Consider the following 13003-nt stretch of genomic DNA (forward strand, 5'->3'; position numbering starts at 1 on the left):
TATGCGGCGCGGCCAGCGCGACGAACGCGATCGGCCCGGTGATCGCCGTGGCGATCGCCACCAGCAGCACGCCGAGCACGATCCACGACGCGCGCAGCAGGCCCGGGCGCGCGCCGAGCGTGGTGACCACCGCGTCGTCGAATTCGATCAGGCCGAAGCTGCGCTGCCGCAGCAGGCAGATCGCGATCAGCACGGCCAGCGCCGCCGCGAGGCCGGGCACGTCCTGCCAGGACGCCGTGTTGAGGCTGCCCGACAGCCAGGTCAGCACCACCTGCGTGTCCTGCACGTCGGTGTTGATCAGCAGATAGCCGTTCACCGCCGACAGCAGCGCCGAAATCATGATGCCGGACAGCACGAGCCGGCGCGGCGAGCCTTGCAGCCCGCCCGACAGGCCGTAGACGGCCAGCCCCGTCGCGAGGCCGCCCGTTACCGCCAGCAGCGCGGCCGAAGCGGGCGAGCCGCCATGGAACAGCAGCGCGACGATCGCGCCCGTGGCCGAGCCCGCGCCGAAGCCCAGCACGTCGGGGCTGGCGATCGGGTTGCGCGTTACCGTCTGGAAGATCGCGCCCGACGCGCCAAGCGCTGCGCCCACCAGCGCGCCCACGACGTAGCGCGGCAGGCCGAGCGCGAGCACCGCGAAACGATCCGGCGAGGCCGGGTTCGCGAGCGCGTCGAACACCGCGTGCGGCGCGAGGCCGAACGGGCCGAGGCAGAGCTGAGCCAGCAGCGTCGCGATCAGGGCGATCAGGCCGGCCGCGAGCGCCGTCATCATGCGCGTCATGGTTTGAACCCCTTGCGCCGCACCATCGCGAAGAACAGCGGCGCGCCGATCACCGCCGACATCGCGCCGGCCGGAATCTCGCTGCCGGGAATCAGCAGGCGGCCGAGGATGTCGGCCGACAGCAGCAGCAACGCGCCCACCAGCGCGCACATCGGCAAGGCCCAGCGCATGCCCGCGCCGATCGTCACGCGCGCCAGATGCGGCGCCAGCAGGCCGACGAACACGATCGGGCCGGCCGCCGCCGTGGCCGCGCCGCACAGCATCGAGATCGTCGCGCCGCAGGCCAGCAGCAGCCGGCCGCGATGAATGCCGAGCGCGCCCGCGTGCTCGTCGCCCATGGCCGCCACGTCGAGCGCGCGCGCCATCGCCGCGCTTGCGATCAGGCCCGCCGCCACGCACGCTGCCAGCACCGGCAACATGGCCGCGTCGCGATCGGCCACCGAGCCCACCGCCCATTGGCGAAACTGTTCGAGGCTGTTCGGCTGGAGCAGCGTGACGCCCGCCGTGATCGATTCGAGGCTCGCGCCGATCGCCGCGCCGATCAACAGCAGCCGCACCGGATCGGACGAACGCGACAGAAAGCGCCCCGCGAACACCAGCGTCGCCACCGCGCCCGCGCCGGCGAACGCCAGCGCGAATTGTTCGAGCGGCGCGATCGCCCCCGCGCCGATGCCGAGCACCACGAACAAGCCCGCGCCCGAATTGACGCCGAGGATGCCGGGGCCAGCCAGCGGATTGCGCGTGACCGTCTGCACGAGGCAGCCGGACATGCCCAGCGCCGCGCCGACGAGGATCGCGAGCGCGGTGCGGGGCAGGCGGTAGTGGCGCAAGGTGAGGGCGGCGTCGGCGCCGAGCGCGTGCGAGCCGACCGCGACGCTGACGAGAGCGAGCACGGCCAGGATGCCGAGCGAGACGCCGAATGCGGCGAGGCGCCGCCGAGGGGCCGGTTGGCATTGGCGGCTCGCGTTGCCTGGGCTGCCGCTACCGGCGGCCACGGTCCATCTGGGGGATTTCAATTGACTGCCGTTGCACGAGACGGCGCGGCGGACGGCGACGTCGATGATTGGGAATGATTGCTGTTACGAAGCGGATGGTAGGCGGGGGGATGTCAAGGAAATGTCAAGACGAGGGGCGTCGTCGGCACCGGCGCTGCGGCCGAGCCCTTGACCGGCAATGCCGTCGACGTATCGGCATTCATGTTCCGGTGCGATTTATCAGCTGCTCATATTGATATATCGGCGCCTTGCCGGCGAGCGGCCCGAAGCCCTTGACGGCGCAGGCCGAGAACCGATCGGCTTGAGGTGCCGGGCGGGCCGAGCTGGCCGGGCCGCCATCGGTCAAGCGAACTGCGTCACCAGCAGGTTCCGCACCTCGCTCATCAGTTCGGTTTCGCCGGGCCGCGGCGGCAGCAGGAAAAACTCGATGTCCGGCAATCCCGGCAGGTCCCGCCCGATCGGATAATCGACTGCCTGAGGCGGTACTGCCGACGCATTGAGGCACGCCACACCGAGGCCGGCCTCCAGCGCGGACTGCAGCCCGGCGATGCCCGACGCCGAATGCGCGACCACATACGGCACGCCGTGCTGGTCGAGCGTTTGCCGGACGCTGCGCTGCAGCGCGCAATCGGGCGGCAATGCGACCAGCGGCAAGGGGCTGCCCGGCTCGTGCTCGAAATCGCGCGTGGCTACCCACGTCAACGCTTCGCGGCGCAGGGGCTGGCCAACGGACGAGTTGTCCGGCCCCGCGATCCGCATGCCGAGCCCGATATCGAAATCCCCGCTCTGCGCGTCCCGTTCGATCTGCATGCTCTTGACGATCGATACGTGCAGCCGGAGCTTCGGATAGCGCTTGCGCAAGCCCCGCAGCAACTGCGGCACGGCGGCGGGGCGGAAGTAATCCGTGATAGCCAGCCGCAATTCGCCGGCCAGGCTCATGCCGCGCATGTCGTCGAGCGCACGATCGCTCGCGGCGAGCATCGCCCGCGCATGCACGACGAGGCGCTCGCCGGCCGCCGTGGGCCGCACGCCTTTCTTGCCACGCTGAAGCAGCGCGACGCCGGCGAATTCCTCCAGCTTCTTCAACTGTTCGCTGACCGCCGATTGCGAGCGGTGCAGCGTGGGCGCCGCGCCGGCGAGGCTGCCGGCCTCGACCGCGGCCACCAGCGTGCGCAACTGCTCGAGGTCGAACGCCTGCATGGTTATCGTCCCGATTTTCCGTTGGATAAGCCCGGATAATCCCGCTTTTCGAATGGAATGGCCACTGATAATTTTCAGTCTCGATTCCTTCACGTTCAACGGAGCCATCACACCATGCCGTTCTATACCTTGACCCTGATGCAGGGCAGCTACGACACGCCCGACACGCTGCTCGGCGCGATCCGCTCGGCCAATATTGCCGCGGGCTATCCGGCCGACGATGTATTTCAGCGCGTCGTCGCGCTGCCGCCGTCGCATCTCGTCATCGACAAGCGCTATCCGGATCTGCCGCGCGACCGGTCGGCGCGGCTTTTGACGTTCGAGATCCTGATTTCCGCTGGTACGTCCGAGCAGCAAAAGCACCGGGTACGCACGGAACTCGTTCGCAACCTGACCGAGGTTGGCGTGGATGCGAACGACATCATCGTGTTTTTCCTGGACTACGACCGCGTCACCAGTTCGTTCGGCGGCGGGAAAACGCCGCCGCCGTTGCATTTGACACGTTGAGTGTGGTTAGGGGCGTTAGGTGAAATGTCTGGGTGCCGTCGCGACCAGGACGGGCTTGTGCACGGTGGGCGCGCGATCGAGGATGGCCGGCCACCAGACTGAGCTCGCAAACACGACATTTGAACTTAGCGGAAACACGACATTTGAACTTAGGACTAGCAATCAAAATGTCGTTAATTTACCTTATGTCAAATAACAGATTGCTCGCTCCTTCGTTGCCACGCTGAGTTGCCCGACCTTCTGCCGGTGACACGCAGCCTGACCGTCTCATGTGTGGCTGCGATTCCGCACAGTCTTGCCCGCGGCATTCATATCTCGGCAGAGATTGAAGAACATGTCTCGCAGGAGGCGCCATTGGTCCCTTTTTTGTTTGCCGATATTCCGCCCTTATACGCTGCCGCCCTCATATTTTTCGCATTTCACACATCGACACTGCTTTCCTCTGAAGCCCGAATACGTCACCGCAACCATTTTGCAAGAAACCACAACCCCAGGAAATGCGGTGTAATACTCCAGACTCCATTAATACCATCATGAATATTCCAATATATGAGACGACCCAACATTACCCTGAACGAAGCGCTACGCCGGAATAACAACAACGCGGATCTTTTTCGCTTGATCGCTTCCATCTCGGTGATCTGGGGACATGCCTACGGGCTTGCGCCTGCCGACGGGATTCGCGAGCCGATCGGAGCAGCGCTCGGATTCGATTACTCAGGCTCGCTTGCCGTTAAATTTTTCTTCTTTCTTAGCGGCATGCTGATTGCTACCAGTTGGATGCGCGATGAGTCACCATTGAAATTTTCTATTGCACGACTATTCCGCATATTCCCTGGGCTGATCGTCAGCAGTGCAGTGTGCCTTTTAATATTGGGGCCGCTACTGACGGCTCTACCCTTGCATCAGTATTTCGCCAATTCGTGGATGTACGAGCATATCGTTTTCGACTCGTACCTCGGATATGAAATCCCTGGTGTGTTTCAGCACAACGCCGTCACAACCGGGAATGGCGCGATCTGGACAATTGCGTACGAACTGCTCATGTACGCCATTCTTCTTGGCCTTGGAATGTGCGGGCTGTTCCGATTCAAATGGGGTGCCGCAGCGGTCTATGGCGCATCGATCGTGTGGTTCATGGCGCGTCCGGACAGCATCTCCGCGTTCGGACTGTTGGACAACAACGATGCGGGCCGACTGCCGGCATTTTTCGCGTTCGGCGTTCTCCTGGCGTTGGTCAAGGATTCCATCCGGATAGATGGCCGGCTCGTCATCGGCCTGTGCCTGCTCGCCTACCTCTTGCGACATGGCCCTGCGTTTGAATATGCGTTCTACCCCGCGTTCCTTCTCGCCCCGATTTGGCTCATGACGACGCAGGCTGTCCGCTCCATCAAACTCCCCGGGGATTTTTCCTACGGCATCTACGTATACGGCTGGCCGGCACAGCAGACAGTTGCGTCGCTGCTTCCTCACAGTGGCCCGTATACCAATCAGATCATCGCCATCCCTCTGGCAATCCTGGCCGGCGTGCTGTCGTGGTATCTGGTCGAGAAACCGTTCATAGGCCTTGGACATCGGCTCCCGACGCTGTTCGTCGATATGCGCGGATCGGCTCTGGCGAAGCGATGACACCTTACCGCCGAGCGTAGGCCCGTTCGCGTTCTACGTTCGCTCGATTCGAGATCGCTCGCGCAGGCGTCGTTGGGCCAGCAGCGCCTGCAACCCCAACCCGCCACCTCAGCTTGCGTGACTCGCCATGCGCCGGCCATGGCCTCGTTCAGCGTTGCCATCTTCATCGAGCCGGCCTGCCGCGCATCGGCGCCAACCGGCGCGGCGCCCAAACCGAAACAACCGGAAGCGGCGGCTTTCGACAACCCCGCAGCGCACTGTTTTGGGGATTATGTGTCAGCCATATGAAGCCAATCCAACTATCTCAGGCTTGCGCGAAACTCTTTATGTATTCAGTTTTTCTTATCGAATAAACACAAACCCAACCACGTTAAAGTAATATTTACCGCATTCAATATAATTCAAAATCCATCGAATCTTACCAAACACCAACAACGCAATTCAACCCTATTTTCAGCCGAAAATTCATTGCCTTGATCACCCTCGCCATTCCGCTGCTTCGCTCGCGAAACCATCCCCTCCCAATGCCTGATTCCAGATCGGAAATTTATCCCACCAAAAAATGTAAATCATTGATTTTATTAGAAAAATATAGATCAACGAAGATCGAAAACTTCGTCTACGGACATCGAAAAATCCACCCCAACTCGCGCTTCCTTAATCCATAAAAAATCCCCTTCTTAAAATTACCATCACACCAAGTCACTTCACCTCAATTCAAACAAACAGTCTATAAATTACCACACAATCAACGTTACATTTTGATACTAAACCTCAAATAAAAGGCCCATACACTGTGCGCTCTCGAACTTACATCGGAAATAATTGCAGTGCGGAAACTCGACATTCACTCAAAACAAGCCGACATCGGCAATAATTCCACCAACGCTACGGGATCCTCTCTAAAGTCTCGCCGCAGCTTTCTCTCCTACATGCTGGCCGGGGCCGGCGGCCTGACCCTCGCCGGCTGCGGCGGTGCAAGCGACGCCGCCGAGCGCTCGCCGCACACGCCGAAGGCATCGTCGGCCAGCACCACCGTCTCGAGCAGCGGCACCACCGTGCCGCCCGCCGCGTCGATCGTCGACAGCGCCGGCAACACCTGGACGCTCGCCTCGGGCAACGTCGCGAAGAACGGCAGCGCCGTGTCGACGGGCTCGTCCGTGTCGCTCGCGCTGATCCTGTACTACAACGGCACGATCTACGCGAAGAACCAATCGGGCACATGGTTCAAGAATGGTAGTCCATGGCAGAACCTCGGCACGACCGATCCGCGCACCACGGCCACGTCGACGTCGAGCACGCCGTTCTTCTACGGCCTGAACGGGCACATGGCCTACAACTCGGGCATCTATCACACGATGTCGGCCGCCGCGCAGCTTGCGATGATCAAGGATCTGGGCGCAACGATGTACCGGTGCGACGTGGCCGGCTCCGACATGGCGAAGGTGCTGGCCACGGCGCTCACCGGCCCGTTCGCGAACAGCGGCGTGTCGATCTTCCCGGTGCTGAACCCGAGTTCGGCCGGCTGGAGCACGTCGCTCAGCGAATCGGCGGCCTACACGCTCGGCTACAACCTCGGCACCAGCGCCACCACGCCGCTCAAGGGCCTCGTGTCGTATATCGAATGCGGCAACGAGCTCGACGTGCCGGTGATCACCAACGGCGACGGCAGCAACACGAACAACTACAACCCGGCGGCCTGGCCCGCATTCCGCGGCGTGATTCGCGGCATGATCGACGGCGTCAAGGCGATCGATTCGACGATCAAGGTGGGCGTGAACGTCGGCGTTCCGCTCGCGTATCGCGCGCTGCAAATGCTGTGGAGCGGCATCACGCCGGACGGCAGCGTCAACGGCACGACCGGCGCGGCCTCGGTGCGCTGGGACATCACCTGCTATCACTGGTACGAAAGCTCGGGCGACATCGTCTGCGGCTGGCGCAACAACGCCTGTTACGACGTGCTGCAGGCGCTCAAGGATTCGTTCGGGGTGCCGATCTTCCTGACCGAATGGGGCTGGACCGGCCCGATCGACACCGCCACGCAACAGGCCGCCTACGTCACGCGCGCGTTGACCGAGTACAAGTCGATCAAGGACAAGTACAACATCCAGTCGGTGATGATGTACGCGATGATCGACGACCAGTACGGCCTCGTGAAATCGGACGGCGTCACCAAGTTGCCGGCCTATTCGGCGTTCAAGAGCTTCGTCGCGGCCAATCCGGTTTGACGGATTGCCCGGCAAGAACCGGCATGAGCGCGCGTGGGCGACGCGCTCATGCCGGTTCGATCGTGAAGTTCGCCGCCGCGTAGCGCGCGCTGCAACTCCAGATTGCCGCGTCGTCGCGGTAAAACGTGGCCCAGCCGTCTTCCACGCGCATCAGCGCGTGCGGAAACACCGGGCGGTGCCCGTTCGCGGCGGCCGACAGCGCGTTGCGCTCGCGGCAGGTGGCGCGGTAGTCGCCATCGGGAAGGGAGTGCGTGGTCACGGCGTTGCCATCCTGTTTCGAATTCGTGCTCATTCGTTGCGCATCGACAGCAAGCTGTCGCGAAACGTCTCCACCAGCCGGTTGTCGTCGCGCGCCCGAGTGATCGTCACCAGCTTCGTGCGCAGATCGAAGCCCTTCACCGGCAGGAAGCGCACGTCGCGCCGGTTGTTCTTGGCGGTCGAGCGCCCCACCAGCGTCATGCCGAGCCCCGCGCCCACCAGCGCCAGCGCGGTGTGGATCTCGATCGCGTCGTGCCCCGAGCGCGGGTCGCCGCCGGCAGCCTTCAGCGCCGTCAGCAACTGCTGGCCGAACGGGCTGCGCGGATCCTTCGGATAGTGAATGAACGGCAGCCGCGACAGCTCGGCGGCCGTCACCGAGCGCTGCCGGGCCAGCGCGTCGCCGATCGGCACGGCCGCCACGAACGGCTCGTCGAGCATCACCGTGTAGACGAGATCCGGGCTGGTGTCGAGCGGGCCGATGAAGCGCGAGATGCCGATATCGATGCGCCCCTGCCGCAAGCGCTCGGGCTGGTATTCGGAGAGCGCCTCGACCAGATCGAGATGCACGTCCGGGCAGCCTTCGCGAAAGCGCCGCACCGCCGCCGGCAACACCGAATACGCCACCGATCGCACGAAACCGATGCCGAGCCAGCCGCGCTGGCCCGAGGCGATGCCGCGCGCCTCGTCGTCGAGCCGCCCCGCGTGCGACAGCAATTCCTTCGCGCGCGGATAGAAATACTTGCCGAGCGAGGTCAGCTCCATCGGCCGGCGCGAACGGTCGAACAGCTCGCCGCCGAGGTGGGCTTCCAACTGCGACAACTGCATGCTGATGGCGGTGGGCGCCACATGCAGCGCCTCGGCCGCGCCGGTGGCGCTGCCCGCCTCCACCACGGCGCAGAAATAGCGAACCTGTCGAAGATTCATTTTTATTGAACTTAAGCTCAAAAAACGCTGATTGATAGCGGTGAAACTTTAACTAAAACTGTCACCGCCATCAAACTTCGCATAACGAACATGAGCCGTCACGAGACACCCACCGATCCGATCGCGGCGCTGCGCGCGCTCGGCAGCGCCACCGTCTACGAAGCCCAGGGCGCGCACGGCGCGCTCGACAGCGGCATCAAGCCGATCCATCCGTCGATGTGCGTGGCCGGGCCGGCCGTCACGGTCGACATCCGCCCCGGCGACAACCTGATGCTCCATTACGCGATGCTCAAGGTGCAGCCGGGCGACGTGCTGGTGGTGGACGCGAAAGGCTTCCTCGAAGCCGGCCCGTGGGGCGACGTGTTCACCGAACTGGCGCTGCACAAGGGCCTGGCCGGGCTCGTCATGCACGGCGCGGTGCGCGACGCGCGCACCATCATCGAGATGGGCTTTCCGGTGTTCGCGCGCGGCCTCTGCATCAAGGGTACCGGCAAGAACCAGCCGGGCCGGCTCAACGTGCCGGTGACGATCGGCGACGTGCGGATCCAGCCGGGCGACATCGTGGTGGGCGACATCGACGGCGTGGTGGTGGTGCCGAAGCACGACGTCGAGCGCGTGGTGCAGGTCAGCCAGGCGCGCGAGGACAAGGAACGGGCGTTCCGCCAGCGGATCCGCGAGGGCGCGACCACGGTCGAGCTGCTCGGGCTGGAGTCGACGCTGCGCCGCTTCGACCTGAACTAGCGCCGGCGGCCGGCAACGCATACAACATTCCAATATGGAGCGAGACACATGAGAAAAGACAGCAGCCTGGCCGCGCCGGGCGCGTTGGCCGACGCGGCGCGCCCCACCCGCTATCGCTGGGTGGTCGCCACCCTGTTCTTCCTGATCTACACGGTGGCCGCGGCCGATCGCGCGAACCTCGGCATCGCGCTGCCGTTCCTGCGCAGGGAATTCGCGATGAGCAACGCCGAAGCGGGCGCGCTCGTCAGCGTGTTTCTGATCGCCTACGCGCTCGCGCAGTTGCCGTCGGCGTGGCTGATTTCGCGCTTCGGCGTACGCCGCGCGCTGCCCGTTTCGATGATCCTGACGTCGATCGCCACCGCGCTCACGGGCGTAGCCGGCTCGCTGCTGTCGCTGAAGCTGTGCCGCCTTGCGCTCGGTTTCGCCGAAGGGCCGCTGCCGCTCGGCATCGCCGCCACCATCAACAGTTGGTTCCCGGCGAAGGAGAAAGGCACGGCGTCGGGCATCTTCCTGTCGGCCGTGAAGTTCGGCCCGGTGATCACGCCGATCCTCGGCGCGGCGATCATCGGCACCTGGGGCTGGCAGGCGATCTTCGTGGTGTTCGCGCTGCCGGGCGTGCTGTTCTCGATCGCCTGGTATGCGATGGTGGCCGACAAGCCCGCCGACAGCCGCGCCGTCAATCGCGCCGAGCGCGAGCTGATCGACGCGGGCGGCCCGCAGGCCGGCGCGCCGATGCGCATCGAACGCACCCGCGCGATGCCGTGGCTCGACCGCCTCACGCGCGTGCGCAGCGAGCCGCCGCTGGCCTCGACGCGCGCCGTGATCACGTCCTGGAACATCTATGGCTGCGCGCTCGGCTACTGCTGCCAGTTGGGCATTTCGAGCGTGATGCTGGCGTGGATTCCCACCTATCTGCTGACGGTCAAGAAGTTCAGCGTGACCGGCACCGGCTTCGTGGCGGCCGCGCCGTGGGTGGGCGCGGTGGTGGGCAACATCCTCGGCGGCTGGCTGTCGGATCGCGTGTTCGGCAAGCGCCGCAAGCCCGGCATGATGTTCTCGGCCGTGGCGACCGCGCTGATGATGGTGGTGCTGATCCGAACGCCGGCCTCGCCGCTGCTGTACGGATTACTGATCTTCACGGCGGGCGTGGCGCTGAGCATCGGCTTCTCGGCCTACATGGTGTATCCCACCGCGTTCGTGGCGAAGGCGCAGTTCCCGCTGGCCAACGCGATCGTCAACATGGGCGGCCAGCTCGGCGGCGCGGCCACGCCGTTCATCGCCGGGCTGCTGCTCGATCACTACGGCTGGGATCACGTGTTCGGCTTCATGTCGGCGATCTCGGCGCTGGCCTTCGTGCTGCTGCTGACGATTTCGGAGCCGCTCGACACGGAGCCGGCACGGCGCTGAGCGTGCCGAGCCTTTTCGATCTGGCTGCCCTGGCCGGGCTGAGCGCCTTCGCGGGACGCCCAGCTCGGCCAGCGCATGCCGCCCCGCGCCCGACGCCGCCAAGCGCCCCGCGCCGAACGCCTCAAACCGCCGAAAGCCGGAACGACGACACCGCCGCTTCAAGCTGACGCGCCTGCGTCTCCAGCGATCCAGCCGCCGCCGCGGCCTGTTCGACGAGCGCCGCGTTCTGCTGCGTGACCTGCTCCATCTGCGCGACGGCCTGCCCGATCTGCACGATGCCGCTGGCCTGCTCGCTCGATTCCGCCGAGATCTCCTGCACGATGCCGGCCACGCGGCGCACCGCCTCGACCGTCTCGGTGATCGCCGTGCCCGCCTGCGCCACCTGCGCGTTGCCGGCCTGCACGCGTCCGAGCGAGGCGTCGATCAGTTCGCGGATCTCGCGCGCCGCGCCCGCGCTGCGTTGCGCGAGCACGCGCACCTCGCCCGCCACCACCGCGAAGCCGCGCCCCTGCTCGCCCGCGCGCGCCGCCTCCACCGCGGCATTGAGCGCGAGGATGTTGGTCTGAAACGCAATGCCGTCGATCGTGCCGATGATGTCCGCCATGCGCGTCGAGCCGGTGCTGATCTCGTTCATGGTGGTCACCACGCTGCCGACCATGTCGCCGCCGCGCGTGGCCAGTTGCGCCGCCTCGTTGGCGAGCGAGCTGGCGGTGCGGGCGTTGTCGGCGTTGCGCGTGACGGTGTCGGTCAGTTCCTTCATGCTGGCGGCGGTTTCCTCCAGCGCGGCCGATTGCTCCTCGGTGCGCGACGACAGATCGAGGTTGCCCGCCGCGATTTCCTTCGCACCCACGTTGACCGAATCCGAGCTGCTCAGCACCTGACGCACCGTGCGCGTAAGCCCGGATTGCATCCGCGAGATGGCGGCCAGCAAACGCCCGACCTCGTTGTTGCCGCCGGCCGGAATCGACAGATCGAGATCGCCGTCGGCCACCTTGCCGAGCAGTTGCGCCGCCTCTTCGAGCGGCCGCACCACGTGCCGGCGCAGCACGAAATGCACGCCGGCCACCAGCGCCAGCGCGATCGCCACGCCGATCACCACGAGCGTCAGCACAACCTGGTAACGCGACGCTTCCTGTTCGGCCTCGTCCTGCGCGAGCTGGTTCGCCTGCTTCTGGAAACGCTCGAGCGCGCTCGAATAGGCTGCCCCCGATGCGGTGATGTCGGTGGCGTTGATCGCCGAATACTTGGTGGGATCGTTGGCGCGCAGCGCGTCGAGGCCGGCCTGCACCGTGGCCGTGTGCGCGCGGCCAAGCTGCACGATGTCCTGCAGCAGCGCGGCGTCCTGGCCGTCGATCGCTGGGGCGCCGGCGAATGCGGTCAGCTCCTTGCTCGATTTGTCGATGCTGCCCTGCGCGTTGTCGATCGCCGAGGTGTTGACGCTCGATTGCTCGCGCGCCGTGCTGTAGGCGCGCACGAGCGCGCTGCGGGCGCGCGTCATGTCCTTGTAGGCGTCGTTCAGCAGGATCACGCGCGACGAGATCGCATGAACGCGATTCGTCGAATGATTGGCCGCATGCAGCGAGACGATGCCGGCCACCCCGCCCGCGACGATCATCGCGCCGAACAACGCGAGGATAAACAGCAAGCCGATGCGGATGCTGACGTTTTTCATGCTGTGGTTTTCCCCTGGATGCGATTTTTTACGTATTCATCCGACGAACGCCCTGCTCCCCTGCTCGTACGGATCACCTGCTGTTTTCGACACGGCCGGCGGCAACTTGAGCGCGCGGCACACGTGCAGCGCGCGCGATTCCCGACTTGTCCGATCACGCGTTGGCGAGGCCCCCGCGAGGCTGGCCGGCGCGCTGTCGTATCTTGCGGATGTTGTCATTTTCAACGTCGGACATCATATATGTTGGGGCGTTTTTTGGCAGATTTTTGCATGCTCAGGATTACCCTGAGTGCTGCGACGCAACAGTCTTAATCTCAGACGAATTGACGCAACATCCTTTCCTGTATTGGCTTTTCGCCCCGTCCCCACTAGGGATAGCACGGACATCATGGCCATGATTTCGTGCTTATTATCATCGTGTCATCGTATGACAACGCCGATGGCAGAACCGCAGCGCCCTCGACGGCACAATCACAATATCCAGGACGGAGACACGCAGTGAGCGCACCCGAATTCGACGCGAAAGACAGCAGCCCCCAACAGCACTCGTTCAGGATCACTCGACGACATTTCCTCGGCTACGGCGGCGCGCTGATGGGCAGCACGCTGCTCGGCGCCTGCGGCGGCGGCGGCACCGATTCGGCGCCGGCCGCGGCGGCGG

11 protein-coding genes are annotated in these 13003 nt (G+C 64.7%); 5 read left to right on the plus strand and 6 right to left on the minus strand.

All coding sequences use genetic code 11. From position 1 onward, the window contains the following. The 3 genes from G3N92_RS22580 to G3N92_RS22590 form a co-directional block, all read right to left on the minus strand. Nucleotides 1-781: iron chelate uptake ABC transporter family permease subunit (locus G3N92_RS22580; RefSeq protein ID WP_206129804.1), on the minus strand; the 781-nt coding region annotated here is incomplete at its 3' end. Then, a complete protein-coding gene (locus G3N92_RS22585) occupies nucleotides 778-1797 on the minus strand; it encodes an iron ABC transporter permease (protein ID WP_206129805.1) in 1020 nt (339 codons plus the stop codon). The genes G3N92_RS22585 and G3N92_RS22580, both read right to left, overlap by 4 nt. A 321-nt stretch (nucleotides 1798-2118) precedes the next feature. Further along, on the minus strand, nucleotides 2119-3084 hold the full coding sequence (locus G3N92_RS22590) for a LysR family transcriptional regulator (RefSeq protein ID WP_339385794.1): 966 nt from the start codon (nucleotides 3082-3084) through the stop codon (nucleotides 2119-2121). Between the two features lie 6 nt (nucleotides 3085-3090). Here G3N92_RS22590 and G3N92_RS22595 point away from each other — a divergent pair, with 6 nt between their 5' ends. From G3N92_RS22595 to G3N92_RS22605, 3 genes are all read left to right on the plus strand, one after another. Then, nucleotides 3091-3483 carry a tautomerase family protein gene (locus G3N92_RS22595; protein ID WP_206129806.1) on the plus strand — a complete coding sequence of 131 codons (393 nt, stop codon included), beginning with the start codon at nucleotides 3091-3093 and terminating at the stop codon, nucleotides 3481-3483. Nucleotides 3484-4032: 549 nt separating this feature from the next. Continuing rightward, complete coding sequence (locus tag G3N92_RS22600) at nucleotides 4033-5112, plus strand: acyltransferase (protein ID WP_206129807.1); 1080 nt, start codon at nucleotides 4033-4035, stop codon at nucleotides 5110-5112. A gap of 932 nt (nucleotides 5113-6044) precedes the next feature. After that, nucleotides 6045-7340, plus strand: coding sequence for a glycosyl hydrolase (locus tag G3N92_RS22605; protein WP_206129808.1), 1296 nt, complete (start codon nucleotides 6045-6047; stop codon nucleotides 7338-7340). A 46-nt stretch (nucleotides 7341-7386) separates the two neighbouring features. On the opposite strand, the gene G3N92_RS22610 is transcribed toward G3N92_RS22605, so the two are convergent. Continuing rightward, a complete protein-coding gene (locus G3N92_RS22610) occupies nucleotides 7387-7632 on the minus strand; it encodes a hypothetical protein (protein WP_206129809.1) in 246 nt (81 codons plus the stop codon). Further along, complete coding sequence (locus tag G3N92_RS22615; protein WP_206129810.1) at nucleotides 7629-8522, minus strand: LysR family transcriptional regulator; 894 nt, start codon at nucleotides 8520-8522, stop codon at nucleotides 7629-7631. Before G3N92_RS22615 ends, G3N92_RS22610 begins: the two co-directional genes overlap by 4 nt. 90 nt (nucleotides 8523-8612) lie before the next feature. Here G3N92_RS22615 and G3N92_RS22620 point away from each other — a divergent pair, with 90 nt between their 5' ends. Further along, entirely contained in the window at nucleotides 8613-9263 is a 651-nt protein-coding gene (locus tag G3N92_RS22620; protein WP_206129811.1) for a 4-carboxy-4-hydroxy-2-oxoadipate aldolase/oxaloacetate decarboxylase, read from the plus strand. 48 nt (nucleotides 9264-9311) lie between these two features. Further along, nucleotides 9312-10670: an MFS transporter gene (locus G3N92_RS22625; RefSeq protein ID WP_206129812.1), complete on the plus strand. Its 1359-nt coding sequence runs from the start codon at nucleotides 9312-9314 to the stop codon at nucleotides 10668-10670. A 121-nt stretch (nucleotides 10671-10791) separates the two neighbouring features. On the opposite strand, the gene G3N92_RS22630 is transcribed toward G3N92_RS22625, so the two are convergent. Next, nucleotides 10792-12342, minus strand: a complete 1551-nt coding sequence (locus G3N92_RS22630) for a methyl-accepting chemotaxis protein (protein ID WP_206129813.1) — start codon at nucleotides 12340-12342, stop codon at nucleotides 10792-10794. Nucleotides 12343-13003 lie beyond the last annotated feature (661 nt).

The sequence above is a fragment of the Burkholderia sp. Ac-20379 genome, assembly GCF_017104645.1.
Lineage (GTDB): Bacteria > Pseudomonadota > Gammaproteobacteria > Burkholderiales > Burkholderiaceae > Burkholderia.